Here is a 26512-nt window from a genome sequence, read left to right on the forward strand (position 1 = left end):
CGAGGCAACAGGAACGACTCAAACTGTGCTACCGCCTCGCCTAGACTGGCAGATAGAAGCAAAAAGCGGGAACGGCTATAAAAACCAATCCCGCCTCAAAAACACGCTAAAAAAATTCAACAACATCCCTACAAATTCGGATTTAACCACTTCTCAGCTGTCTTAATATCCCAATCCTTCCGCGCCGCATAATCCTCTAACTGATCTCGGCCGATTTTTCCGACATTGAAGTACTCACTATCAGGATGCGAGTAATAAAAGCCGCTGACCGATGACGCAGGCCACATTGCATAGCTCTCAGTTAGCGTCGTGCCAATTGCCTCGACCGTACCGAGCCAATCAAACAATTTGCCTTTTTCGGTATGCTCAGGACAGGCAGGGTAGCCAGGCGCAGGGCGGATACCGACGTATTTTTCCTTGATCAGCTCATCGTTGGTGAGCGTCTCATCAGCCTGATAGCCCCAGTAGTCTTTACGGATGCGCTCATGCAGATGCTCGGCAAAGGCTTCGGCTAAGCGGTCAGATAGTGCTTGTACCATGATGGCATTATAATCGTCGCCTGCCGCTTTGTACTGCTCAGCGAGGTCTTCGGTGCCAACGATCGACACCGTAAAGCCGCCGATATAATCGTCAGAGTCCTCTAACGGCGATATAAAGTCGGCGAGGCTAAAGTTTGGTTTGCCGCTCGCTTTATCAGACTGCTGGCGCAGATGCTCAAAGGTATGCGTAGGTCGGCCACCATCTGTAGGCGATTTGTCATAAACGCTAATCGTATCTGCGCCAGTGCGTTTGGCTGGAGCAATTTTAAACACCCCTTTAGCGATGATTAACTTTTCATCAATCATTTTGTGTAGCAGCTCTTGGGCGTTTTTAAACAGATCACGCGCCGCTTCGCCAACCACCTCATCTTGCAAGATTTTAGGGTATTTGCCCGCCAGCCCCCACGAGATAAAGAACGGCGTCCAGTCGATATACGGCAGCAGCTTATCGATAGGGTAGTCGTCCAATATCACCTGACCGAGCTGATTCGGTACAGGCGGTGTATAGTTGTCCCAATCGTATTGAAAACCACCCTCAACTGATTCAGCATAAGTCAGCTTCGCCGCTTTGGGTTGACGCTTCGCGAGACGCTCGCGCACTTTGATATACTCTTCGCGGGTCTCATCGATGAGGGCGGTACGGTGCTCTTTGGATAGCAGCTTGGTTACCACGCCGACTGAGCGCGAGGCATCCGAGACGTAGATGACCGCATCATTTTGATACTGCGGTTCGACTTTTACCGCGGTATGGGCTTTGGAGGTTGTTGCGCCGCCGATCATCAAGGGTAGGGTCATACCGTGCTCTTGCATTTGCTTGGCAACATAGACCATCTCATCGAGACTTGGGGTAATCAGTCCTGACAGACCGATGATATCGACTTTTTCTCTGATAGCGGTATCGAGAATGGTTTCGCACGGTACCATCACGCCCAGATCGACGATATCATAGCCGTTACAGCCGAGTACCACGCCGACGATGTTTTTGCCGATATCATGGACGTCGCCTTTGACGGTTGCCATCAGGACTTTACCTTTGACTTCGCCTTCGACTTTTTCTGCTTCGATGTACGGGTTTAGCCACGCGACCGATTGTTTCATGACGCGCGCCGACTTGACCACTTGCGGCAAAAACATTTTACCCGAGCCAAATAAATCACCGACGATATTCATACCGTCCATGAGAGGTCCTTCGATAACTTCTAGCGGTTTGGGGTATTTCTCCCACGCTTCTTTGGTGTCTTCTTCGATAAAGGTGGTGATACCTTTGACCAGTGCATGGGCAATGCGCTCTTCTACCGTGCCCTCGCGCCAGCTCATATCGACGGTGCTGTCTTTTTTCTTGCCGCCATCTTGGTAGTTTTCAGCAACCGTCATCAGACGCTCAGTCGCATCCTGACCAGTTTCGCCTTGATTGCGGTTGAGCATGACATCTTCGATGGCGTCACGTGCTTCCTTTGGAATATCATCGTACAGCTCAAGCATGGCTGGATTAACGATACCCATGGTCAGGCCATTTTTGATCGCGTGAAATAGGAACACAGAGTTGATCGCTTCACGAATCGGGTTACCACGGAAGCTAAATGAGACATTGGACACGCCGCCTGATACCATCGCATTGGGCAGGTTGTCTGTGATCCATTTCGTCGCATTGATAAAGTCCGCGCCGTAGTTATTGTGCTCGGTGATACCCGTGGCGACCGCAAAGATATTAGGGTCAAAAATAATGTCCTCGCTGGGGAAGCCCACTTCGTTGACCAGTACATCGTAGCTGCGTTTAGATATCTCGATTTTGCGCTCGTAGGTATCGGCTTGACCGTCTTCATCGAAGGCCATGACGATAATGGCAGCGCCGTAGCGCATGCATAATTTGGCGCGCTCAACGAACTCAGCATGACCTTCTTTTAGCGAGATGGAGTTGACGACAGATTTACCTTGCGTACGTTTGAGGCCTTCTTCGATGATGTCCCATTTGGACGAGTCAATCATGAGGGGCACACGGCTGATATCTGGCTCGCCTGAGACGAGGTTGACGAAGTGAATCATGGCCTGCTTGGAGTCGAGCATGCCTTCGTCCATATTGATATCGACGATCTGCGCACCGCCCTCGACTTGATCACGCGCGACATCGAGCGCCTCGGTATAGGCTTCGGTCTTAATTAGGCGCAAAAACTTCTTGGAGCCTGTGACGTTGGTACGCTCACCGACGTTGACGAACAAGCTATCAGGCGTGATATTAAATGGCTCAAGCCCTGAGAGTCGGCAGGCAGGCGCAATCTCTGGGATGGCGCGCGGCGGATAGTTCGCCACCATATCTGCAATGTGGCGGATATGCTCAGGCGTCGTCCCGCAGCAGCCACCAACGATATTTAGGATTCCTGCTTTGGCAAAGCCTTCGAGTAGGGCGGCGGTCTCTTCAGCGGTCTCATCGTATTCACCAAACTCATTGGGCAGCCCCGCATTAGGATGCGCAGAGACATAGGTATCAGCAATGTTCGATAGCGTTTGAATGTGCGGACGCAGCGCATCCGCGCCAAGCGCACAGTTAAAGCCAACGGACAATGGCTTGGCATGGCGGATCGAATTATAAAACGCCTCTGCCGTTTGACCAGATAATGTACGACCTGACGCATCAGTAATCGTACCAGAAATCATAATAGGCAGCTCAAAGCCAATATCATCAAACACACCCGTGATAGCAAATATCGCCGCCTTGGCATTGAGCGTATCAAAGATTGTCTCAATCAAAATAAGATCGACGCCGCCTTCTATCAAGCATAAGGTTGCTTCACGGTAGTTTAGGACCAACTCATCAAAGGTAATGTTACGAAAGGCAGGATCATTGACATCAGGTGATATCGAGCACGTGCGTGAGGTTGGCCCCACCACACCGGCGACAAACCGCGGCTTCTCAGGCGTCTTGGCGGTAAATTCATCGGCCGCCTCGCGCGCAATCTTGGCTGCTGTTTTATTGAGCTCAGGCACCAAGTACTGCATGTCATAGTCAGCCATCGACAGACGCGTACCATTAAAAGTGTTGGTCTCAATAATGTCCGCACCAGCCAACAGATGATCGTGATGAATGTCTTTAATCATGTGCGGCTGTGTCAGTACTAGCAAATCATTATTGCCGCGCACATCTTGGTCGATATCGGCAAAACGCTCACCACGATAATCTGACTCTTCTAGTTTATAGGTCTGAATCTGCGTACCCATTGCACCGTCTAACATCAAGATGCGTGAAGCCATCTGCTCAGTGATACGGGCGCGCGCGGTGAGCTGCTGTTCCTTATAAGGAAAGACAGCAGGTGGCGTCAAAATAAAGTCATCAGCGGATGATGCATCAGAAGTAGTATCAGATTGAGAAGAGGTCGGTGAGGTCATCGTTTGAGTCATAGGTGCGCTGCTTATCTCGTCAATATTATAAAAGGAAGGAATAACAAACCAATAGAGTACAAAGTCTTATAAAGGAAATCATCAAATTTGAATTATTCTAGCATGAAAAATATAGCACACATGGATACTGTTCATTCTACTTTTACCCTAGACAAGCAGATACCTATTCATTGAACTGCTGAGCATAGCATTAAATGCTGTTTCATAAAGAATATGTGCACAAATGAATATCATTTCGTTTATGGATTACATAAAGCTTTGCTTATGCAAATGAAAGCCAACGCTTGTGCTTAAAAGTCCGACAGAGATTACACCGCTACTACAAAAAGTTGCGTAAAGGCAGGTTGATAAAGGTTTTATACATGTTAATTTTATTTCAGGATAATTAGTTCTTTGTAAGTTTTGCTTATAAGTCACTTATGGGCAAAAATTTATTATTGTTCTGTTGGTCTATCTAGATTTTGCTTATTAAGAAATAAGCGTTTGAATAGCACGAGCAACTGATATCAGAAGACAATATAACCTGTAAGACAATAAGCGAATACATACTCAATCATTAAGGATAATGTTATGAAACTGACTAAAATTGCGACTATCGGCACGCTAGCTATTTCTATCGCTGGCCTAAGCGCTTGTAACAATATGATGCCAGCAAAAAGCGCAGATATGAAGCCGCCAATGCATAGCCAAACTATGGCAAAAATGAACGTGGTACAAGTTGCTCAAAGTAATTCTGATTTTTCAGTCTTAGTAGAAGCAGTACAAGCAGCAGGTCTAACGGGTATGCTCGCTGATCCTAACGCTCACTACACCATATTTGCCCCAACCAATGAGGCGTTTATGCAGGCAATGAAAGAGACTGGCATGACCAAAGCGCAATTGTTTGCAAATAAGCCACTGTTGACCAAAATTTTAGGCTATCACGTAGTTAGTGGCGACATGGCCATGTATGCCAAAGATGTCAAACCTGGCAATGTCATGACCGCAAGCAAAGACACGCTAATGGTGACGAATCAAGGTAAGTTGATGGACGAAAACGGCCGCACTGTTAATATCGTAAAAACAGATATCCCAGCGACCAATGGCGTTGTCCATGTCATCGATAGAGTGCTACTACCTAAATAAGCTTCATTAAAAAATAATTATTTTTTGTATTGTGAAGATTTAGTGAGCAGCCATTATTTGATGAATTTTTCACTAGATAACGGCTGTTTTAGTATTTAATTGGCATGATTTAGATATAAATAACGCCTATTTTAATGAGTGAGCATGACCAATAAGCGCGATCTTTCACATATCCTAATAAACCGATATACAAGTGAACAATGGTATATACGTGATTGATACAGTGCTACTACTTAAGTAAGTATCAATTAAAAATTGAATCGTTAGAATTGAAACTATTGATATAGCGAATATCAGTTTAGTTACAGCAAATTGTCTATAGCTAAAAAATGTCAATTATTGATATACGTATTAGCGTCAGCTATTCATGTAGTAAAGACAGTTATTCGCTAGACAAACCAGATATCCAATTATTAAAAAGGAATGACCCATGTTAAAGAAGAATTTATTATCGATCGCAATAGTAACAGCAGCGATGTCATTAGCAGCATGTAACGATACTGAAACAGTCGCAGATCCAGCTGAGCCTGAAGTTACCACTGAAGAAGTGGTGGTTGAGCCAGTAGCAGAGACCGAAGCCGAGCCAATGGTTGAAGCCGAGCCAATGGCAGATGACATGGATATGGAAGCGACTCAAACCATCGCCGAGATAGCAGCTGGCAACGAAAACCTAACCATTTTGACAGCCGCATTAAAAGCTGCTGGTCTTGATACGATGTTGATGGAAGATACTAAGTACACTGTATTTGCACCAACTGATGATGCATTTGTTCCAGTACTAGAGAGGCTAGGCGTAACGAAAGAAGAATTACTAGCTAACACAGATTTGCTGAAAAAAGTATTGCCTTATCACGTTGTGCCAATGGAAGTGAAAGCAGCTGATATCCCTTATGGTACCGATATCGAAACGGCTAATGGCAAAACGATTTCTATTAGCGATGCCAATGTAATCACTGATGCGACTGGTAACACAGCCAACATCATAGGTACTGATATCATGGCAAGCAACGGCGTGATTCATACAATCGACACAGTATTGATGCCTGAGTAAGATTAATATTTAGTTAAGTCACTCTAAGACTTAACAAGAGTAAAAGAGCCTAGCTATAATGCTAGGCTTTTTTGTGTCTATAAAATGGTGGCGCGTAGCAGCGGTATCTTAAAAATCTGCGTTATTGATTTGCAATAAAAAAGCCCGAGACCATTGCCTCGGGCTTTTAGGAAGACTGAATAAGATTGAATAAGATTGAGCAGTAGCTACGTTAGCGCATATTATCTATATTACTTACGTAGTATTACTTACGTAGTGGGTCTACATTCGTTCTTTTTTGGTCTGCTAGATGACGCTCTTCCCAATAAGGTGCGTTTTTGATACCGAATTTTGCAGGATCAAAACTATAGCGTGCCACACCAGCTTTACGTTGTGCTTCGTAGTCTTTAAGCATGGTAAGCGTTGGACGAGCCACGATAAAGATAACAAGGATACCAACAATGTTGAGCCAAGCCATAAGACCAACACCGATATCGCCGATGGCCCAGATATAACCAGCTGAGTTAAGACCACCATAAGCAACCATCGCCATGATCAATACTTTAACGAGGAATAGACCAGTTTTGTTTGCGTTACGACCAAGGAAGCGTGTCAAGTAAGCGACGTTTACTTCAGCGATGTAGTAATACGCTAAGATAGTTGTAAAGGCAAAGAAGAACACAGCAATTGCGATAAACGCGTTACCAAATGTACCGTATACCGATTCCATTGCCATCTGCGTAAACGCAGGCGCATTGATTTCAGTCGTAGCGGCAACGTTCTGAACGATGAACTGACCATCTGGTAGTGTACCTTGGATGTTGTACATGCCAGTAGATAAGATCATGAATGCAGTCGCAGAACAAACCAACAATGTATCAACATATACTGAGAATGCCTGAACAAGACCTTGCTGTGATGGGTGCTCAACTTCAGCAGCTGCGGCAGCGTGAGGACCTGTACCCTGACCGGCTTCGTTAGAGTAAATACCACGCTTAACACCCCAACCGATTGCTGCACCAAAACCTGCTTGTGCAGTGAATGCATCGCCAATGATCATGCCAAATACATCTGGAATCAAGCTGAAGTTGCTGAGCATGATGATTAAGGCGAGGACGATGTAACCAAGTGCCATAAATGGAACGGCAAATTCGGTAAAGGTTGCAATACGCTTAATACCACCGAAAATGATGACACCTAATACGACTAAGATAATGGCCAAGCCAACCAAGCGCATAGAGCCAACTTCTAGGCCTGCAACGTTCATGATCGTACCTTCGCCCATTAACTGTGCGAATGCACTGATAACACCGTTGGCCTGTACGCCAGGTAAGAACATACCGCATGATAAAATAGAAGCGATGGCGAAGAGGATGCCGTACCATTTTTGACCAAGGGCACGCTCAAAGTAATAAGCAGGGCCACCGCGATATTCGCCAGTTACCACATCTTTTTCTTTGTAAATCTGTGCAAGGGTAGACTCGACATAGGCAGTAGATGCGCCTAAGAACGCCACGATCCACATCCAAAATACAGCACCTGGACCACCGAAGCCGATAGCAGCAGCTACCCCAGCGATGTTACCCATACCCACACGTCCTGCGAGGGAAACGGCTAGTGCCTGAAATGACGAAATACCATCAGTACTGGACTTACCAGTGAATAGTAGTTTGATCATTTCACCGAATAGACGTACTTGTACGAAGCGCGTCATGATGGAATAGAACAGACCAGCGCCCAAGCACAGATAGATCAGTGCTGGGCTCCAGATAATTCCGTTTACTAAGTTAACTAAACCTTCCATATGTATATTCCTAGTACTGTCTCAAGGTGGCTCTGTATGCTAGGAGTAAATTAACTGGTTAACTTACTTATTTAAGTTAAGCAGTTAAATTATCTGCATCGACTCATATTTATATTAGTTAAGTCTCATACGTGCTTAGCCACCAAGAATGGACTGTAGTTGTCTGTATTTATCCGCTTGGCTTCATCAGTGACATAGACTATTTTTATAGCGCTTGTCGTTGATAGCATTAATATCAGCTGTGTGTTTGATTGTTCTACAGCCTCAACTACTGCGGTGTCCTATCATCACGTTATGAATGAGATGAGTTATAAGTCCGCGGATAAAACAGGCGGTTATATAATTAAATACTCTTCATGATAAGGGTATTTAATTTGCTATGAGCCGTCCCGATTGACTACACTGTTGGTAGGGCGAATTGATGGTATTAGTGGAGTATTCGTAAGTTGAATAATGTCTTCTTTACACATCGATCAACTCGCTAATACGTATCAAGCTATAAGTCCACTACCAAATGTATTCAAACCATACGGCTACGTAACTGCAATTTGCCATATTTTTGTCCTAATTACTAGAAATTTCTTTGTGTATGGACGGATGAGTTTTATTTTTGGACCATCGATTTATGCATCATTAGCCTTGATAAAGAAGCGAATTTATGAACTGGCAATCCATTTAATAAACTTTCGTCTATCTAAAAAGTAATAGCATCACATAAAGGTATAACCAAAAAAATGACACCCAGTTATTGCGGTTGTGTTTTGGTAACGGTCAATTGTAAAAGCATCATGATAGCGTCATTATGAGCAGTATATCTTGTAGCTTATAAGACTGAGCAATATGCATGAGTGGTTTTTCATGTTGTGTCTGTAGATATAAAAGCTACAAGCACGTACCTTTATATAAAATATAGAACGCATATGACCGTTAGATGATTGTGAAGGCATAAGCGCAAAAAAATTATTAAAAAACGTGTTACCAGATATTTGTTATTTATCATTATTAGGAGAAACAACGATGACGCGTAAATCTATTATGAAGCCGATGTTGCTAGCAGCACTATTGACGACCTCTACTGTCGGTCTGAGCGGCTGTGGTTATAACAATCTTCAGGCGCAAGACGAGCAAGTAACGGCTTCGTGGTCAGAAGTGGTCAACCAATATCAGCGCCGCAGCGATTTGGTACCAAACTTGGTCAAAGTCGTACAGCAGTATGCTGAACAAGAGCAAGAGGTGTTCACCCAAGTGGCGGAAGCGCGCTCGCGTGCGGGCGGCATCACGGTGACGCCTGAAGTGCTCAATGACCCAGAAGCAATGGAGCGTTATGCTGCTGCGCAAGAGCAAATGACAGGCGCATTATCACGCCTGATGGCAGTGTCTGAGCGTTACCCTGAGCTAAAATCAGATGCGCTGTTCCAAGATCTGCAAGCGCAGCTAGAAGGCACCGAAAACCGTATTGCGGTCGCTCGTAATCGTTATATCCAAGAAGTGCAAGGCTACAATACCACCGTGCGCCAGTTCCCAACCAATATCACCGCAAAAGTATTTGGCATGGATGCCAAACCAAACTTTACCGTTGCTAATGAAGATGCCATTTCGACAGCGCCAAGTGTTGATTTTGGCGATTCTGCAAAAGCAGAGTAGGAAGTATTAGAAATATACAAAAATAGAGCGGTGTATGCCGCTCTATTTATTTAGCTGATGACTATTAGTTAATGTCTATTAATTTATAAAGATGTCATTTGAGGTGGTAGAGATTAGATGAATAATTCAAAAGCAATCTTATCAGCATTACTGTTTACACTGAGCGTCAGCGGTGCATCAGTGCTGCATGCTGCGCCTGGTGACGATGTTGGCACGGCTGTAGCGACAGATAGCCCCTCAAATCTGCAAAATCGTAGTGTTGAAGACTTGGTAGCCATTGCCAAAGCTGGTGAATCCAATGAAGCGATCAATGATGCGGTATTAAATAATGATGCCATCAATGGCGCGGTGCTTGGCAACGATGCCATTAACCAAAGCGCAGCAAATGATGAGGCAACCGCTAGTGCGCAAGCGCCAGCTCAGCCACCAGTAACCTCAAGTGCCCAGAGCGTTGATGCTGACAAACTCATACTCAACGAGCCAGTCGTTGATCAAGCCAATATCTTAAATCCGCAAGAAAAACAGCGTCTAGAGGCGCAGCTAAGAAATATTTATCAGCAGGGTTTGGCACAAGCAGCAGTGGTCATCGTACCAACAACCAATGGTTTGCCTATATTTGACTATGCTTTACAGGTTGCAGAAAAATGGCAATTGGGCGACAAAGATATTGACGATGGTCTGCTCATCGTCGTAGCAGTCAATGACCGTGACATGTATATCCTCACAGGCTATGGGTTAGAGGGTGTATTGCCAGATGCTGCGGTCAATCGTATTATCCGTGAGGACATCACACCATTATTTAAGCAAAACAACTATGGTGCTGGAATACTGGCTGGCGTGGATGCACTTAAGACACGCCTAACGGCTGATCCTGAGGTATTGGCACGTGCTGATGCCCAAGCTGCTGAGCGTAGTGCCGTGCAAGGCTCAGATGAGCTACCATCACCTATTTTCTTATTTATTATGGCGATGATATTTGGTAGCTTTATTACCAATATTTTGGGCCGAGTATTTGGTTCTATTATCACGGCAGGCGGCTTTTTCGCCGGTTCATTAGCGCTTGGCGGCGGCTTTTTTATGACATTGATCATGGCGATATTTATATGGATGTTCTTGATTTCCCGTGGCGGCGGTGGTGGCAAAGGCGGCGGCGGTAAAGGTGGGCGTAGAGGCGGCGGCATGATTTTCTTACCCGGTATGGGTGGGGGTAGTGGTGGCGGCTTTGGCGGTGGTGGTTTCGGTGGCGGCGGCTTTGGTGGTGGTGGCGGCGGTTTCGGCGGCGGCGGTGCTGGTGGCTCGTGGTAAGTGTCTATTTATTAAAAGCTCAGCTTAGTTATTAGAAGCTCAGATTAGTAAAGACTCAAATTAATAAAAGCCAAAAATAGAGTCCCAGTACATAGACCCAAATAACCATCAAAAATGACGTAATTGAGGAAAAATATAATGGCAGAAAACCATGCTTCAACTTCTAGCTTTGCTCGATGGTGGCGTCAGGTCTTGTTTGTCCCTTTGCTGCATAGCAAGTGGCTGACAGCAGAAGCCAAAGCACGCCTGACAGATGAGGTGACACGCGCTGAGCGTGGGCATCGCGGTGAGGTGTTTTTGATTGTAGAGAATCATTTACCGATTCAAGACGCTTATCATATGGATTGCCGCGAGCGAGCAATTGATCTGTTTAGTGAATATCGAGTTTGGGATACCGAAGAAAACACAGGCGTTCTCATCTATGTCAATATCTGCGAGCATCAGTTAGAGATTGTGGCGGATCGCGGTATCAGCACTCATGTAAGCCCAACTGTCTGGAGTGCTATGTGCGAAAAAGCCGTATCAGGTATCAGCAACAAGAAGACAGAAGAGAGCTTGGCCCAATTGTTGGATGAAGTGGGACAAGTGCTGCGCCAGTACTATCAGCTTGAGCACAATCCAGCAGGCAATGAGCTGTCTGATACCGTGGTATTTTTAAAATAGTAATACGGCATCTTGAAGCGCATTATTGATAGAGTCGAAGGTGACTGTTCTCGTCTCTAGGGTTTTGATGCTAAAATATCGCACGCAAAATGTTCGTACCGTTTAAAGACGGTACAAATATATAAATTGTCTACAGCTCGTCTCGATGACACCATTATTGGAATACTATGATTGATTTAATACAGAAACTACCAAAAGCGGAACTTCATTTACATATCGAAGGGTCATTAGAGCCTGAGCTGATGTTTAGACTGGCAAGAAAGAACAACGTAGACATTCCTTATAAAGATATAGAAGATGTACGCCGTGCTTATAATTTCACCAATTTGCAGAGCTTTTTAGACATTTATTATGCAGGGGCAAATGTCTTACTTACCCGCGACGATTTTTATGATTTGACGTGGGAATATATTCTTAAGTGTGTTGAAGACAATGTCATCCACACAGAAATATTCTTTGACCCGCAGACGCATACCGAACGCGGCGTGGCTTTTGAAGCGATCATCACAGGTATCAAAGAAGCATTAGCAGATGCCAAAGCAAAATATGGCATCACCTCTTGTATCATCATGTGTTTTTTACGCCATTTATCGCAAGAAGCAGCGTTTGAAACATTAGAGCAAGCAATGGCATTTAAAGATGACATCATCGGTGTCGGTCTGGACTCATCAGAGCTTGGTAACCCACCATCGAAGTTCAAAGAAGTCTTTCAAAAAGCCAAAGAAGCAGGCTTTAAACTGGTCGCTCATGCAGGCGAAGAAGCGGACTTTTCATATATCTACGAAGCGCTAGACTTATTGAATATCAACCGCATCGATCATGGTGTGCAGTCTATAAAAAGCCCAGAGCTGATGCAGAGACTCAAAGACGAGCAAATGCCACTAACCGTTTGCCCGAACTCAAATATCGAACTGCGAGTTTTTGATAATTACAAAGAGCATAATATCAAAGAGCTTTTGGATTATGGGCTTAATATCAGCGTCAATTCAGATGATCCTGCCTATTTCAAGGGCTATGTGAACCAAAATTTTATCAACTTATATGAGAATCTACCGATAACAGAAGAGGATATTATTACGTTAGTAAAAAACTCATTTAGATCGGCATTTATCAGCGACGAGCTAAAAGAAGATTACTTGGCGAAAGTGGACGCGGTATTGCAATAAGCTTTAGCGAGCTTATTTTTAGTAGTAAAGGCTTAACGGTTGATAGCAATCGTTAAGCCTTTTTTACGATGTGAAAGATAGATTTCTCAATGAAACAGTCGAATTACAATCTACTCTATCTGTTATAACATCAAGGCTATAAATCAGTGATCTCTTGTACGAGTAGCGGCAAGACTACGCCAGCTTTCTCTGCTAATGTGATATCAACAATTGTATCGGGTGTTGGGTCAGGGTTTATCTCGATAACTTGCGCACCATTTTGCTTGGCTAGCTGTGAGAGTCCGGCCGCAGGATAGACCAAGCTTGAGGTACCGATACTGATAAACACATCACAGTTAGCCGCAGCCTCTTCGGCAGTCTGCCATGCTTGTACAGGTAGTGCTTCGCCAAACCACACAATATCTGGTCTGATGTAACCGTCGCAATGCGGGCAAGTAATCAGCTTATCATCAAAACGTATCGTATCTTGCTTAATATAGGCGGCTCTTGATTGTTCTGGATAAGGTATCTCACACTGACCACAGCGATCACGCCACAGTTGACCGTGCAAATGAGTCACTGCGCTTCCAGCTTGCTTATGTAGGTCATCGACATTTTGCGTGATGAGTGTCACTGTTTGATCGGAGGTTTGCGCATGATACTGCCACTGAGCCAATGCATGATGGGCTGGATTTGGTGCTTTATCAGCGACCATCTGCCTGCGCCACTGATACCATGACCATACTAGCTTTGGATCGCGAGCGAATGCTTCAGGAGTGGCCAGATCCTCGACGCCGTAGTTTTCCCACAAGCCCGTTTGCTTATCTCGAAACGTTGGGATGCCGCTTTCTGCAGAAATACCAGCCCCTGTCAAAATGCAAATGCGCTCTTTCGATGCCAACAATGTTGCCGCAAGTTTTACTTCTGCTATTACCGCTGGTGATAATTCTGCTAACATGAGCCAACCTTTGTTAGTAATGGATATTTTTACTTATGATAGACGGAATTTGGTGGCTTGTCATATTAATCGCCATCATCGTAATTTTATGGTTGGTAGCGAAATCGCGCGGGGCAAAAGCAGGCGAAAAGCACGGTAGTGCCAAGTCAAAAAATACAGTACCGAATGATGCCCTGCAAAAAACATCCGCATTATTAAAGCAGTATTTTCCTGAATACACCGTTATGCGAAAGACAAATCACTTGCTAGTTATTAAAGATGGACAGAAAGTTGCGATGATTACGATTGATAAGAAGATTGTGGAGGGTCAGCGCCGTCTAGGAGAGGTACCTGTGATTAATTATCACCGTTTGCCCAGCCGTGCTCAATTGACTGCCAACTTACAAGATGCGGAGTAGGCGGTGCTTGTATCAGTGGATAAAGAGCAAGTGGGTATTTTAAGAGAAAGTTTTTTTAGAGCTGGTCATTTAACAAGCTGGCCGTTTAAAAGAAGCGGCTCAATTAAATAGTCACGTGACGAATAACAAGTCAGAGGCTGCGAGTAAATTTAACAACACTTGATAGAGGCTACTAGGTCATGATAAACAATATCAAAAGACTTGAAGTTTTAATATTAAAGGGCTTTAGAGGTTTTAGGTAATGCTGAGGAAGGGTGAAATACGATGATTGGTGCGCTCGGCGGGAATCGAACCCACGACCCTCGGCTTCGGAAACCGATACTCTATCCAACTGAGCTACGAGCGCATATGATAACGATATGTCTGACTGTCACGCTTAGATGCGCATGATAACCAGCATAAGATGCCTAGAAATAAAGACCGCTTAGTCTAACAAATAAAACGCATAAAGCCAATAAATGACAGTCGTGATTGAGGTTTTTTAAGAAAAAACAGCCAAGTCATTAAACAAGCATGGCAATTTACCTGCCTTTTCCCTTATAATGTTGGGGAGAATTCATATTTATAATCACCGATTGCAAGTGCGCTGGCACGCGGGATGGCTGTCTGCTATTGAGGACTTAGAGGTCGTCAAAGGAGGACAGACAGAATGTCCGCGCCGTGCTAGTCCTTGTATACGTAATAAGAGAACGTGACGAATGAGAAAAGTAGTTATGTTATCGGCAGCTGCCATTCTAGGAATCGCTAGTATCGCGGTGAGCCAAGCTGAAGATATTGTCGACACGCCTGTAACTGTGACTGACGTCGCAGAAGGCCAAGAAGTCGTAGAAGAGGCACCTCAAACGCTAGGTGGTGAGCCCCAAGCTGCTGCAGACACAACAGATGGCGCTGCACCTGCTGATGGTGCCGCTCCAGCAGAAGGTGAAGAGACCGCCGCTGCAGCGCCTGCCGCTGACGAAGAGCCGATTCCGCAAGATACGCCGCAAGTACAAAAGCTGATTGCTTTGTATCCTAATCTGATTGCCCGTATTCAACCTGTTGCAACTGTATGTTTTGAAGACGATGAAGTGTGTGATGTAACAGCACGCTCATCTGGCCCATCTGCTGGTGACGGTCCTCGTGATGGTAAAGCAGTATACAATGCGGTATGCCATACTTGTCACGCCTCTGGTTTGTTAGGTTCACCTATCTTTGGTGATGCTGGCGCTTGGGGACCACGTATCGCGAAAGGTAAAGATACGCTATATACCCATGCTATCAATGGTTTCAATGCGATGCCTGCCAAAGGCGGCGCGGACATTCCTGATGAAGAAGTCCAAAACGCTGTAGACTATATGGTTGCAGAAGCCAGCTAATTTTTGCTAGCGGCTTTGCTGGCTCTTACAACAGTTATCGATAAAGCGCCTATTTCAGTAATGAGATAGGCGCTTTTTTATAATAAGTATTATTAATACGGTACTTCAAATATAAAGCAGTTGAAATTTGCGATTAGCAGCCTCATTTTATGAGATTACACCGTGTCTTCTAGATAGTAGAGCGTGTTGAACATTTTTATATGGCCTCGGTCAGTATGATAATGACAGTCGAATGTTCAACACGGCCTATTATTCTAAAATCGTGTTTTATACAAATTGATAAAAAATAAGAGGTCTTCATGTCTGATGTACCAGCACTTTCTATCCAAGGCTTATCCAAAACCTATGACAATGGGTTTTCGGCGTTAAAAGGGGTTGATTTAACCGTACCACAAGGTGGGTTCTTTGCACTGCTTGGCCCAAACGGAGCAGGCAAGTCCACCATGATTGGCATTATCAGTTCACTATTTAAGCCAACAACGGGTAGTGTCCATATTTTTGGGACAGATTTATTAGAGAACCCTTCGATTGCCAAACAGTACCTTGGCGTAGTACCGCAAGAATTTAATTTCAATATGTTTGAGAAAGTCGAAGATATCTTGATTACGCAAGCAGGTTACTTTGGTATTCCAGCAAAAGAAGCCAGACCTCGCGCAAAAAGCCTGCTGACAGCACTGGGGCTATGGGACAAGCGTGACAGCAAATCGCGTGATTTATCTGGCGGTATGAAACGCCGTCTGATGATCGCGCGCGCCTTGATTCATAAACCAAAATTACTGATTCTCGATGAGCCCACAGCAGGGGTGGATATTGAGCTGCGCCGCTCGATGTGGGAGTTTATGCAGCAGATCAATATCGAAGAAAACACCACGATTATATTGACCACCCATTATCTCGAAGAAGCCGAGCAGTTGTGTAAACGTATTGCGATCTTGGATCACGGTGAGATTCGTATCAATACAGAAATGAAAGATTTATTGGCGCAGTTATCTGTAGAGACGTTTGTCTTTGATTTAGAGACGCCGCTCAATGAGCAATTGGCTCTGACTGGAGTGACAGACATCTCCCAGCCAGATAAGCAGACGCTAGAAGTCACCCTGACAGAAGGCGAGTCATTAAATGGTGTCTTTGATCAGTTATCCGATAAAGGCATCAAAGTCGGCAGTATGCGTAATAAAGCCAACCGTCTAGAAGAGTTGTTTATGCGCTTGGTTGACAAAAATATTGAAAGTGCAAACAGCATGAAGGAGGCGGGATTATGAGTCAGGAACTAATCGATCATAATAAAACGATGTCACTGAGTAAAAAGTGGATTGCGTTTCGTACTATTTGGTTCAAAGAAGTGCGCCGTATTCTGCGTATTTGGCCGCAGACGCTATTACCGCCAGTGATTACGATGAGCTTGTACTTTGTCATTTTTGGTAAGATGATTGGCTCGCGCGTAGGTGAGATGGGCGGCGTGCCCTACATGCAATTCATCGTACCAGGTTTGATCATGATGTCGATCATTACCAACAGTTACTCGAACGTGGTTTCGAGCTTTTTTAGTGCCAAATTCACGTCTAGTATCGAGGAGCTGCTCGTTTCACCCGTCTCCAAGCATGCAATTTTGATGGGTTATGTCAGCGGTGGTATCTTCCGTGGACTGGCCATCGGTGTCATTGTTTCGATTGTCGCGTTATTCTTTACTGACCTTGGTATTGAGCATTTATTTGTCACTGTATTTACGGTACTTGGCACGTCTACCTTGTTTTCATTAGGCGGTTTTATCAATGCGGTGTTTGCGCGATCATTTGATGATATCTCTATCATTCCAAGCTTTGTATTGACGCCGCTGACCTATCTTGGCGGCGTGTTCTATTCGATGGAAAATTTATCACCATTTTGGCAAAACATCTCGCTATTAAATCCTATCGTGTATATGGTCAACTCATTCCGTTACGGTATTCTTGGCTACTCTGATGTCAACGTTTGGTATTCGATGGCAGCGATTTTTGTGTTCTGTGCAATATTTTATACCATTGCTTATCGCTTGCTCAGTAACGGTTCGCGCGTGCGCTTGTGATGGTCAGCGTGTGAAGCGATAGCGATGCCCAAAGCGCTGTCGGTTGAGCAGTTAGGGTTTAACGATTAAATAGTAGGAAAGTAAATGAGTATTCATGGTATTTTAGGAGAACAAACCACCGATTATCCGACTGAGTATAGCCCAGAGACGCTATATCCTATTGCACGTAGTATGGGACGTGATGTGATTGGCTGGCACGCTGACAAATTAACGGTCGGCGTAGATTGGTGGCAGGCATTCGAGATCTCTTGGTTAAATCTACAAGGTATTTCGCAAGTGGCGATGGCGCGGTTTAGTATTCCTGCCAGCTCGCCCTTTATTGTCGAGTCAAAATCGCTCAAGCTATATTTGAACAGTATCAATTTTACTGAGTTCGCCAGTTGGAATGACGTTCAAGCGTTGATCGCTAAAGACCTGTCAGCCTGTTTGCAAGCGGAAGTACAGGTGGAGTTATTTACGCTGAATGATGCAGCAAGCCTGCTGGTTGCCCAGCCAACAGGTATTTGTATTGATGACACATTGGCAGGTAGCACGGGAAAAATCGCGTTAACTGAGCATCCTGATGCATCACTGTTGAGTAATGATGTAACAGAAGCGAGCAGTGAACGTGTGGCAAATAACAGCAATCAGCCTTATGTTTTTTATTCTAATCTGCTGCGTAGTAATTGCCCTGTGACCAATCAGCCAGATTGGGGTACACTAGCCGTGTCGATAACGACTGACAAGACTTTTAACAACGCAAATATGCTACGTTATATATTAAGTTTTCGTCAGCATAACGGCTTTCATGAGCAGTGTGTTGAGCAGATATTTGCAGATTTGAGCGAGCATTATCAGCCAAGTGAGTTGATGGTACGCGCATGGTACACGCGCCGCGGCGGTATCGATATCAATCCTTGCCGTGTTAGCGATATGGCACTATTGCCTGCGCCGAGTCGCCTGATTCGCCAATAATTTATAAGTCGTACAAAAAAGCGCCTATCTCATTTAATGGGATAGGCGCTTTTCTTGTGTCTCAAATCAAACATATCTGACGTTCAATTTACTGACGCTGTATGCTTGGACTACGATTTATTCACAGCCCAATTTTGCCAGTAGCTCGTCACGGCTAAGCAACTCTTTTTCACCGTCACGACGATTGACATATTCGTATTTGTCTTCAGCGATGTTACGATCAGACACGACGATACGGTGTGGAATACCAATCAATTCTAAATCAGCAAACTTCACCCCTGGGCGTTCGTTACGATCGTCCAGTAGGATGTTGACACCTTTGGCCTTTAGCATCTCATAAAGCTCAGTGGCAGTCTGCATGACCGTCTCTTCTTTTGACTTCATCGGTACGATAGCCACTTCAAAAGGCGCAAGTGAGTCTTTTACATCAGGCGTTTGTGGCCATATGATACCGTTATCATCGTGGTTTTGCTCGATGGCAGCAGCGATGATACGGCTGACGCCGATACCATAGCAGCCCATCATCAAGGTTACCGGCTTGCCAGCTTCGCCTGAGACGCTGCAGCCAAGTGCTTGTGAGTACTTATCACCCAACTGGAAGATATGACCAACTTCGATACCGCGTTTGATTTGTAGGGTTCCCTGACCATCAGGTGAGGCGTCGCCTTCGAGTACGTTGCGGATATCAACGATGCGTGTTATGTGCGCGTCACGATCCCAATTGACTCCGGTTGCGTGTTTGTTGACTTCGTTGGCACCAGCGACAAAGTCAGAGAGAATAGCCGCTGCGCGATCGACGAACACAGGAATATCTAGATCGACACCGATATAGCCTTTGAGCAGTCCTGCGGCTTTTAGCTCCTCTTCACTCGCCATAGTCAGCGGCGTGTTTACTTCTTCGATTTTTTCCGCTTTGATGTCGTTGAGCGTATGATCGCCGCGCAGTACCAGCGCAACCAACTGCTCTTCGCCTTCTGGCGTATGACCTTTGACAATCAAGGTTTTCACGGTGGTGGCAAGTGGAATGTCTAAATGCTCAGCAACTGCTTCGCAGGTTGGCATATTAACGGTATCAACGTTGGTCAGTTCTTGGGTCGCAGGCTGACGCTCGCCTGTGCTAATGGCTTCAGCAAGCTCAATATTGGCCGCATAGTCAGAGATGGTGGAGAAGGCAATGTCATCTTCGCCGCTGTCTGCCAAAACATGAAACTCATGTGAGGCAAAGCCGCCGATAGAGCCTGAATCCGCTTGTACCGCGCGAAAGTCAAAACCCAGACGGCTAAAGATACGAGTATAGGCGTCGTACATATCTCGATAAGTCTCAGCAAGTGAGGCTTGATCGATATGAAACGAGTAAGCATCTTTCATGGTAAATTCGCGTGCGCGCATCACACCAAAGCGTGGACGAATCTCGTCACGGAATTTGCTTTGAATCTGAAAGAAAGTAATCGGTAGTTGCTTATAACTACGTAGCTCGCCTTTTGCCAGATTGGTGATGACTTCTTCATGCGTTGGACCCAGCACAAAGTCACGATCATGACGGTCTTTGAAACGCAGTAGCTCAGGGCCGTAGTCTTCAAAGCGTCCGCTGGTCTGCCATAGCTCAGCAGGCTGCGTCATCGGCATCAATAACTCTTGTGCGCCGATGTTTTGCATCTCTTCACGAACGATGCGCTCAACCTTTTGCAAAATACGCAGACCCATGGGCAACCAAATATACAATCCAGAAGCGATCTTGCGGATAAGACCAGCACGCACCATCAATTGGCTTGAGGCGATGTCGGCATCACTTGGGGTTTCTTTTAGTGTGGCAAATAAAAATTGACTGGCTTTCATAAATAAAGCGTAACCTTATCTTTGATAAAAAAATAAGAAATAGTAGGATGTTGAGCGTATGGCTAATCGTTTCATTGCCGCCGCAAGCTTACCTTTATCACTTAGCAATATTCTAGGGTATTTCCTAGTTACTCACATGCTGGTATAAAAAAGCACATCAGTAAGAACCCCTCTTATAAGAGTAAACAAGAGAGGCAAATTTGATTTAAGGTATGAATATGCCGAAATGCAATATATTCAGGGCAAAAGCCTGATAATGCTAAAAGACTGACATTTTATACATACAATCTGACTATGTTAGGTAAAGTTCGCCTAAGACGCAATGACTTTTTATCTTTTCAGACCGAACGTTATACAAAGGCTGAGATGAGGCTCGAATAATTGAGTTATAGTCAATCCTAAATAAAACAGATACATTATATAACAAGGTGGCACTGGTCTAAATTTTCCTTGCGTGCTGTGCCTACGCCGCTCGATGCTGCGAAAAATTTATCCCAGTCCCACTGTATCGTTTTTATACTGAATTCACTATATTTATAAGATTTTAAGATAAGCACAATTTACGTATTATGTAGAAGATTGGTAGCCACTACTTGAATTTACTGCACAATAGTCACATTTACAGGTTAAGTATTTGTTTTAATTATATAAAACCGTTGGTCATCTGAAAAACGATGCACTCTTATAACGATGCACCTTTATAAAGGTAACTTCTATGAGTAGTCCTGATATGAACAATACCAATGGCACCCACAAGCCAGCGAAGCAGCCTATTGCCATGATGTCTTGGGTAATATTACTCATTGGCTTAGCAGCCATCGTTTTTGCTATTTATAGCGCGCAAAAAATCACAGAAGAAGAACCGATAGAAACCATCACTCGAGAAGGCGTGGTCACGCAAATCCAGCAATTAAACAGACTCCATACCGTCGCGTTTAGTGTTGATACGGTGATTACGAGTGAGCGTCCGGGGAGTTGGATGAAGTTGTGGCAAGATGAACAAAAAGCGCTGTTCATCGCTCATGGCCGCGTCGAAGCAGGGGTTGATCTGAGTGCTTTGACGCCTGAGATGGTGCAGGTCATTCAGCCTACTCAGACTATAACTGATGCAGAGGATGAGCAAGCAGCGAATAATGCACCTGCCTCAGCCATGCCACAAATCAATATTACCTTACCACCTACAGAGATATTTTCAGTATATTTAGATGATATCGAGATTTATGACTGGCAGACAGGCGCTTTTGGCATGATGCAAGTTGATCCTAAGATATTGGCGCAAGCACAAACCATGGCAAAAAAAGAAGTGCTAGAGCGTGCCTGCCGAGGAGATGTCATGAATATGGCGCTGCAAAATGCTCAAACGCAATTGCAGCAGCTGTTTGCTTTAACGGGTGCTGTCGTGACGGTCAACACGCAGGGTGCAGGCGCATGTCAGTTGCCAGCAGTCACTAATAGCTAGTTTACTCTTTTTTAAATTCAGCAATGGCGAGCTTACGTGCTGATTTATGTTCGACCATCGGCGCAGGGTAGTCCGCATTTGCAAAGTCTCCACCCTTCGCCAGTGCTTTACGCATTTTATCCTCACTATGCAAAGTGCTCGCGGGGATATCTTTTAGTTCTGGTAGCCACGTTTTGATAAATATCGCTTTTTTATCATGAGTGCTGCCTTGGCTAAAGGGGTTCATAATACGGAAGTAGGGCGCTGAGTCAGTACCTGTTGATGCGCTCCATTGCCAGCCGCCATTATTGGAGGCAAAATCCCCATCGATGAGCTGCTGCCTAAAGTAGCGCTCACCCAAGCGCCAATCAATCAACAAGTCTTTGGTCAAAAACATCGCTGTGACCATGCGCAGTCGATTGTGCATAAATCCAGTAGCGTTCAGACAGCGCATCGCCGCATCAACGAGTGGTACGCCTGTTTTGCCCGTGCACCATGCTTGAAAATCATCGTCATCGTATGACCAGCTGACTTTGGTGTCAGTGTCCTCTTTATACGCTTTATGGCGAATCAGGTTTGGCTTATCGACCAGCACATGACGATAAAAATCTCGCCAAGCAAGCTCGCTTATCCAGCGGTCGATATCTTCATTATCGCCATCATTACCGTGTAGCTTTTCTTGTACTTTGCTGGCTTGTAAATAGCAGAGCCGCGGGCTGATGGTGCCTATAGTGAGATAAGCGGATAGCTGACTGGTGGCATGCAGGTGTGGCACATCACGGCTGACATCATAGTCATTGATATCATCAGCGACAAACTCATCTAAGCGCTGGCAAGCAGCAGACTCCCCTGCAGGATAGGCGTCCCTTGCGGCAGTGAGTTGGGCTTTTATATCGATATGCTGTAACGAGTCCTCTTTTTGCAGCGTCTTTTGATAATCACCAAGCATTTCTTCACTGAGGGCTTTGATATCGTCAGCTGTATGGGCACTATTTTTCGATGATTTTAGCTCGATTTTATCATCGCAGTCGACTGCTGGTGCGTCATGCATTTGAATGGTGCTAACGTCTAGCGTATGTCGCCATTTCTTATAAAACGGCGTGAAGACTTTATACATACTATCGCCGTCATTTGTCGTGATACTCAGCGGTGGCAAGATACATTGGTCATGCCAGCGGACAAACTCGATGTCGTCTTTTGCAAGCTGCTCACACAATTGCTCATCACGACCAATCTCATTGCCTTCGTATTCATGGTTAGCCATGACGCAGCTGATGTCGTTGTCCTTACATAAGCTCGTCAGAGACTCTATACAGTCAGAAAAGCTTGGACAGAGCTGTACTGTTAAAGTGATATTCAGTTGTGATTTCAAATCCTTTGCTAGTATAGGTAACGTACGGGCAATATGGTCGACTTGCACCAGAGAGGTGTCATGCTGTTGCCACTGCTCGGGCGTCAAAAAGAATATGGCGGATACCGATGCATTGTCTTCATTAGCCCGCTCGCACAGTGCTGCCAATGCAGTATTGTCATGAATACGCAAATCTCGACGAAACCACATCAAGTAATGCAACGGACTGTCGCTATCGCTACTGTCATTGTTTTTATTATTGCTACCATTGTTGTTAGTAGTCTTTGACATCAAAGTATCCCTATATGAATCAATCGCAATCATAAACAAAACTCGGCATAAAAGTATGCTAGGATAAGTTTTTGGATGCAATGGCTTTGCCGTTTGCGTAACAAACTCTCATCATATCTCTCGATTTATCTTTAGTCTGACGCTATCTGATGCCGCTATAATCGATGTCAGATTTATGAATATAAAATCCAAGGTCACAAAATGCACGTTAAGTTTTGCGGATTTACTCAGCTTAGTGATATACAGACTGCGGCACAGTTAGGTGCAGACGCAGTCGGTTTGGTGTTTTATCCGCTAAGTCCGCGTGCGGTCACGATAGAGCAAGCACAGACATTGAGTGCTGCCGTTCCTGCTTTTGTGAGCGTGGTGGCGTTAGTGGTCAATATGCCTAAAGAAGAGCTGGTCAAATTAGCAAACGATGTACCTTTTGATATCCTTCAGTTTCACGGTGATGAAACGCCTGAACAATGCGAGCAGCTGGCAAGCCGTGTCAATAAACGCTGGATCAAAGCATTGCGTATCAATGCAGAGCAAGACACGCCAGATAGCGTTCGTGCTCAGATTGCACAGTTTGCTGACGCAGGTGCCAGTAGTATTTTGCTGGATGCGTATCATCAAGCGGCATATGGCGGGACAGGGCAGCGCTTTGACTGGAGTCTCATTCCCCATGACAGCGCGCTACCAATTGTATTGGCTGGTGGTCTTGATGCGCAAAATGTCGCAGAGACATCAAATCTGCCCATCTACGGCGTCGATGTCAGTGGTGGTATCGAGGTTGATAAAGGCAAAAAAGATGCTGCCAAGATGCGTGCCTTTATGAAAGCGGTCAAGCGCGACCGATGGCAAAACGCTACGGTCACTGACGCCATTTAAGTTTGTTATCGTAGGTTATTTTCTATATATAATAGGCTTATTTGGTCGTTATTCCGATTTTTCCGTTCCAATCTTATTTCATTTTTCTCTTTATATTTATTCTAAAAAATACCACTTATTACAGTAGGAATTACCATGAGTCATGTCGCGAACAAAGATTTATCTACTACAGCACAATCTGTAAACACCTTTACCAATCCTGAAAACGTGCAAGATTTTAACCAATACCCTGATGCACGTGGCCATTTCGGTGTACATGGTGGACGCTTTGTCTCTGAGACGCTGATGGCCGCATTAGAAGAGCTTGAGACGCTTTATACCAAAGTCAAAGCAGATCCAGCGTTTTGGGAAGAGTATCATAACGATTTGGTCAATTATGTCGGTCGTCCAACGCCGCTGTATCATGCCAAACGCTTGAGCGATGAGATCGGCGGCGCGCAAATTTACTTTAAGCGTGAAGACCTGAACCATACTGGCGCGCACAAAGTAAACAACACCATTGGTCAGGCATTGCTTGCCAAGATGTGTGGCAAAAAACGTATCATCGCCGAAACTGGCGCAGGACAGCATGGTGTCGCGACCGCCACCATTGCTGCGCGCCTGGGGCTAGAATGTATCGTCTATATGGGCGCTGACGATGTTGAGCGTCAAAAAATGAACGTTTATCGTATGCGCTTGCTTGGTGCCACTGTCGTGCCGGTTACTTCTGGCTCACGCACGCTCAAAGACGCGATGAACGAGGCCATGCGTGATTGGGTGACCAATGTTGATAGCACGTATTATATTATTGGTACTGTTGCAGGGCCGCATCCTTATCCGCTATTGGTTCGTGATTTCCAAGCCATTATTGGTAAAGAAGCGCGCATTCAGCATTTAGAAAAAACAGGCAAAATGCCAGATGCGTTGGTTGCTTGTGTTGGTGGTGGCTCAAATGCTATCGGTTTGTTCTTTGATTTCCTAAACGATACCGATGTTAAAATGTATGGTGTTGAAGCCACGGGTGACGGTATCGAGTCAGGTCGTCATTCTGCACCACTAGCTGCTGGTCGTATCGGTGTATTGCATGGTAACCGTACTTACCTCATGGCAGATGATGATGGTCAGATTCAAGAGACGCATTCTATTTCAGCGGGTCTTGATTACCCAGGTGTTGGTCCGGAGCATAGCTTCTTAAAAGACATGAAACGCGTTGAGTATGTCGGCTGTACTGACAAAGAGGCGCTAGAAGGTTTCCATGAAGCCACGCGCAAAGAAGGTATCATCCCTGCGCTTGAGACTTCTCATGCTATCGCTTATGCCTTAAAACTGGCGAAAACCATGACGCCTGATCAGACAATCATCGTTAATATGTCCGGTCGCGGTGACAAAGATCTGCATTCAGTAATGAAGGCAGAAGGGATTGAGATGTAGTAAGAGTAGAGTAGTTTAGATGGTTGTATAAGAAAGTTTAGCAGCGTATTAACTTGATTAGGTATCATAAATCTCAATACGCTAATTGATAATTACTTCACTCTATAGAGTAGAGTAGTTATCAATATTGCTAGCTATTTTTTTATTATCGATAGTATACCTCCATGAATTTGAACCGCTTAATACCGAGTAAGCCTAGCCAGTTGGGCAAGTATCCAGACCAAGCAGTGCTAACAGCGCCAGTCACAATAAGTGTGGGTGTGCCTACTGAAAGCGTCAGTTTTTGGCAGAGTTATGGTTTCTTTGTAGTTGTCATTGTATGGTCAGTGATGTATGTCTTTACGGCCGTTTGGGAGTTTTCGACAGGTTATACGGTTACGACAATTGATGAAATTTTAAGAAGTATTATTGGGCTTTGGTCTTTTTTAACTATTCCCATGTTGTTTTTATTCCTGATGATACATTGGTTGCATCGTACCTACAGAGGTTTTGTCGTTCCAAATCCATGGGTTGCAAAGCGGTTGACTTGGAAACATGTGCCAATCATGGTTATTAAAGAAGATAGCATTAGCTTTCTATCTAGCTTCTTTATATTCATTGATAAGCTACATCATGATCAGATAATAAGCTTTGATGATGTTGAAAAGTTTTATCTAAATCAAAGTAGTCATTCTGGTATTGGTTTTTCGATAATATATAAAAAACAGCATGTTGCAGCTATGAAAAATAAAGGTAAAAGACTTGAAGGCTTGTTAGCTCACAAAAAATTTACGCTATATGAGCATTACAATGTTTTGAATGGTCGGTATTATATTGATTTGCGTGAAATTCTAAATATTATGAATACTTTTCACAAGCAAAGAACTGATCGTATTAAATATTTGTCGCAAGATAACCATGATAATTTAATGGATATTGGCTGGTAAGAATACACT

The 26512-nt window shown here is 44.7% G+C and carries 20 protein-coding genes and 1 tRNA gene; 15 read left to right on the plus strand and 6 right to left on the minus strand.

Annotated features, from left to right (window positions below; translation table 11 throughout):
* Window positions 1–128: 128 nt before the first annotated feature.
* The gene (gene metH, locus CUR83_RS03330; protein WP_284719077.1) at window positions 129–3932 is read right to left on the minus strand and encodes a methionine synthase; all 3804 of its coding nucleotides are present in this window, start codon (window positions 3930–3932) and stop codon (window positions 129–131) included.
* Window positions 3933–4502: 570 nt separating this feature from the next.
* Between metH and CUR83_RS03335 the strand changes: the two genes are divergently transcribed.
* Entirely contained in the window at window positions 4503–5057 is a 555-nt protein-coding gene (locus CUR83_RS03335) for a fasciclin domain-containing protein (RefSeq protein ID WP_284719078.1), read from the plus strand.
* 430 nt (window positions 5058–5487) lie between these two features.
* A complete protein-coding gene (locus CUR83_RS03340; RefSeq protein WP_284719079.1) occupies window positions 5488–6108 on the plus strand; it encodes a fasciclin domain-containing protein in 621 nt (206 codons plus the stop codon).
* A 244-nt stretch (window positions 6109–6352) separates the two neighbouring features.
* On the opposite strand, the gene CUR83_RS03345 is transcribed toward CUR83_RS03340, so the two are convergent.
* Window positions 6353–7891: an alanine/glycine:cation symporter family protein gene (locus CUR83_RS03345; protein ID WP_071002236.1), complete on the minus strand. Its 1539-nt coding sequence runs from the start codon at window positions 7889–7891 to the stop codon at window positions 6353–6355.
* 1017 nt (window positions 7892–8908) lie between these two features.
* Here CUR83_RS03345 and CUR83_RS03350 point away from each other — a divergent pair.
* The 4 genes from CUR83_RS03350 (at window position 8909) to CUR83_RS03365 (ending at window position 12669) form a co-directional block, all read left to right on the plus strand.
* Window positions 8909–9535 (plus strand): LemA family protein, encoded by a 627-nt coding sequence (locus CUR83_RS03350; protein WP_284719080.1) that lies wholly within the window; start codon window positions 8909–8911, stop codon window positions 9533–9535.
* 117 nt (window positions 9536–9652) lie between these two features.
* The gene (locus tag CUR83_RS03355; RefSeq protein WP_071002234.1) at window positions 9653–10840 is read left to right on the plus strand and encodes a TPM domain-containing protein; all 1188 of its coding nucleotides are present in this window, start codon (window positions 9653–9655) and stop codon (window positions 10838–10840) included.
* A 138-nt stretch (window positions 10841–10978) separates the two neighbouring features.
* Window positions 10979–11503, plus strand: coding sequence for a TPM domain-containing protein (locus CUR83_RS03360; protein ID WP_212563850.1), 525 nt, complete (start codon window positions 10979–10981; stop codon window positions 11501–11503).
* A 167-nt stretch (window positions 11504–11670) separates the two neighbouring features.
* Window positions 11671–12669: an adenosine deaminase gene (locus CUR83_RS03365; RefSeq protein ID WP_212563849.1), complete on the plus strand. Its 999-nt coding sequence runs from the start codon at window positions 11671–11673 to the stop codon at window positions 12667–12669.
* Between the two features lie 136 nt (window positions 12670–12805).
* On the opposite strand, the gene CUR83_RS03370 is transcribed toward CUR83_RS03365, so the two are convergent.
* A complete protein-coding gene (locus CUR83_RS03370; RefSeq protein WP_284719081.1) occupies window positions 12806–13606 on the minus strand; it encodes an NAD-dependent deacylase in 801 nt (266 codons plus the stop codon).
* A gap of 35 nt (window positions 13607–13641) precedes the next feature.
* Between CUR83_RS03370 and CUR83_RS03375 the strand changes: the two genes are divergently transcribed.
* Window positions 13642–14004 (plus strand): hypothetical protein, encoded by a 363-nt coding sequence (locus CUR83_RS03375; RefSeq protein WP_284719082.1) that lies wholly within the window; start codon window positions 13642–13644, stop codon window positions 14002–14004.
* A 269-nt stretch (window positions 14005–14273) separates the two neighbouring features.
* Here CUR83_RS03375 and CUR83_RS03380 read toward each other — a convergent pair.
* Window positions 14274–14350 (minus strand) — tRNA-Arg (locus tag CUR83_RS03380).
* Between the two features lie 352 nt (window positions 14351–14702).
* Here CUR83_RS03380 and CUR83_RS03385 point away from each other — a divergent pair.
* From CUR83_RS03385 to queF, 4 genes are all read left to right on the plus strand, one after another.
* Window positions 14703–15359: a c-type cytochrome gene (locus tag CUR83_RS03385; protein WP_186475051.1), complete on the plus strand. Its 657-nt coding sequence runs from the start codon at window positions 14703–14705 to the stop codon at window positions 15357–15359.
* Window positions 15360–15658: 299 nt separating this feature from the next.
* Window positions 15659–16621, plus strand: a complete 963-nt coding sequence (locus tag CUR83_RS03390; protein WP_071002228.1) for an ABC transporter ATP-binding protein — start codon at window positions 15659–15661, stop codon at window positions 16619–16621.
* Window positions 16622–16650: 29 nt separating this feature from the next.
* Entirely contained in the window at window positions 16651–17424 is a 774-nt protein-coding gene (locus CUR83_RS03395; RefSeq protein WP_071003675.1) for an ABC transporter permease, read from the plus strand.
* Between the two features lie 84 nt (window positions 17425–17508).
* Window positions 17509–18378: an NADPH-dependent 7-cyano-7-deazaguanine reductase QueF gene (queF, locus tag CUR83_RS03400; RefSeq protein WP_071002227.1), complete on the plus strand. Its 870-nt coding sequence runs from the start codon at window positions 17509–17511 to the stop codon at window positions 18376–18378.
* Window positions 18379–18495: 117 nt separating this feature from the next.
* On the opposite strand, the gene CUR83_RS03405 is transcribed toward queF, so the two are convergent.
* Window positions 18496–20214, minus strand: coding sequence for a proline--tRNA ligase (locus CUR83_RS03405; protein ID WP_186475049.1), 1719 nt, complete (start codon window positions 20212–20214; stop codon window positions 18496–18498).
* Window positions 20215–20929: 715 nt separating this feature from the next.
* Between CUR83_RS03405 and CUR83_RS03410 the strand changes: the two genes are divergently transcribed.
* Window positions 20930–21673 carry a DUF4230 domain-containing protein gene (locus CUR83_RS03410; protein ID WP_083328867.1) on the plus strand — a complete coding sequence of 248 codons (744 nt, stop codon included), beginning with the start codon at window positions 20930–20932 and terminating at the stop codon, window positions 21671–21673.
* A gap of 1 nt (window position 21674) precedes the next feature.
* Here the strand turns inward: CUR83_RS03410 and CUR83_RS03415 are convergent, their stop codons facing one another.
* A complete protein-coding gene (locus tag CUR83_RS03415; RefSeq protein ID WP_284719083.1) occupies window positions 21675–23294 on the minus strand; it encodes a cryptochrome/photolyase family protein in 1620 nt (539 codons plus the stop codon).
* A 201-nt stretch (window positions 23295–23495) separates the two neighbouring features.
* On the opposite strand from CUR83_RS03415, the gene CUR83_RS03420 reads away from it, so the two are divergent.
* The 3 genes from CUR83_RS03420 to CUR83_RS03430 all read left to right on the plus strand — a co-directional run bounded on the left by CUR83_RS03420 (window position 23496) and on the right by CUR83_RS03430 (window position 26503).
* Entirely contained in the window at window positions 23496–24167 is a 672-nt protein-coding gene (locus tag CUR83_RS03420; protein WP_284719084.1) for a phosphoribosylanthranilate isomerase, read from the plus strand.
* Window positions 24168–24302: 135 nt separating this feature from the next.
* Complete coding sequence (gene trpB, locus CUR83_RS03425; protein ID WP_240365956.1) at window positions 24303–25577, plus strand: tryptophan synthase subunit beta; 1275 nt, start codon at window positions 24303–24305, stop codon at window positions 25575–25577.
* A gap of 164 nt (window positions 25578–25741) precedes the next feature.
* Window positions 25742–26503, plus strand: a complete 762-nt coding sequence (locus CUR83_RS03430) for a hypothetical protein (RefSeq protein WP_284719085.1) — start codon at window positions 25742–25744, stop codon at window positions 26501–26503.
* The last annotated feature ends 9 nt before the right edge of the window (window positions 26504–26512 follow it).

This window comes from Psychrobacter pocilloporae (genome assembly GCF_029872915.1).
GTDB classification, from domain to species: Bacteria; Pseudomonadota; Gammaproteobacteria; order Pseudomonadales; family Moraxellaceae; genus Psychrobacter; species Psychrobacter pacificensis.

Coding starts and splice junctions, on each gene's coding strand:
- metH (WP_284719077.1), bottom strand. CDS start 3,932: ATGACTCAAACGATGACCTCACCGACCTCTTCTCAATCTGATACTACT.
- CUR83_RS03335 (WP_284719078.1), top strand. CDS start 4,503: ATGAAACTGACTAAAATTGCGACTATCGGCACGCTAGCTATTTCTATC.
- CUR83_RS03340 (WP_284719079.1), top strand. CDS start 5,488: ATGTTAAAGAAGAATTTATTATCGATCGCAATAGTAACAGCAGCGATG.
- CUR83_RS03345 (WP_071002236.1), bottom strand. CDS start 7,891: ATGGAAGGTTTAGTTAACTTAGTAAACGGAATTATCTGGAGCCCAGCA.
- CUR83_RS03350 (WP_284719080.1), top strand. CDS start 8,909: ATGACGCGTAAATCTATTATGAAGCCGATGTTGCTAGCAGCACTATTG.
- CUR83_RS03355 (WP_071002234.1), top strand. CDS start 9,653: ATGAATAATTCAAAAGCAATCTTATCAGCATTACTGTTTACACTGAGC.
- CUR83_RS03360 (WP_212563850.1), top strand. CDS start 10,979: ATGGCAGAAAACCATGCTTCAACTTCTAGCTTTGCTCGATGGTGGCGT.
- CUR83_RS03365 (WP_212563849.1), top strand. CDS start 11,671: ATGATTGATTTAATACAGAAACTACCAAAAGCGGAACTTCATTTACAT.
- CUR83_RS03370 (WP_284719081.1), bottom strand. CDS start 13,606: ATGTTAGCAGAATTATCACCAGCGGTAATAGCAGAAGTAAAACTTGCG.
- CUR83_RS03375 (WP_284719082.1), top strand. CDS start 13,642: ATGATAGACGGAATTTGGTGGCTTGTCATATTAATCGCCATCATCGTA.
- CUR83_RS03385 (WP_186475051.1), top strand. CDS start 14,703: ATGAGAAAAGTAGTTATGTTATCGGCAGCTGCCATTCTAGGAATCGCT.
- CUR83_RS03390 (WP_071002228.1), top strand. CDS start 15,659: ATGTCTGATGTACCAGCACTTTCTATCCAAGGCTTATCCAAAACCTAT.
- CUR83_RS03395 (WP_071003675.1), top strand. CDS start 16,651: ATGTCACTGAGTAAAAAGTGGATTGCGTTTCGTACTATTTGGTTCAAA.
- queF (WP_071002227.1), top strand. CDS start 17,509: ATGAGTATTCATGGTATTTTAGGAGAACAAACCACCGATTATCCGACT.
- CUR83_RS03405 (WP_186475049.1), bottom strand. CDS start 20,214: ATGAAAGCCAGTCAATTTTTATTTGCCACACTAAAAGAAACCCCAAGT.
- CUR83_RS03410 (WP_083328867.1), top strand. CDS start 20,930: ATGAGTAGTCCTGATATGAACAATACCAATGGCACCCACAAGCCAGCG.
- CUR83_RS03415 (WP_284719083.1), bottom strand. CDS start 23,294: ATGTCAAAGACTACTAACAACAATGGTAGCAATAATAAAAACAATGAC.
- CUR83_RS03420 (WP_284719084.1), top strand. CDS start 23,496: ATGCACGTTAAGTTTTGCGGATTTACTCAGCTTAGTGATATACAGACT.
- trpB (WP_240365956.1), top strand. CDS start 24,303: ATGAGTCATGTCGCGAACAAAGATTTATCTACTACAGCACAATCTGTA.
- CUR83_RS03430 (WP_284719085.1), top strand. CDS start 25,742: ATGAATTTGAACCGCTTAATACCGAGTAAGCCTAGCCAGTTGGGCAAG.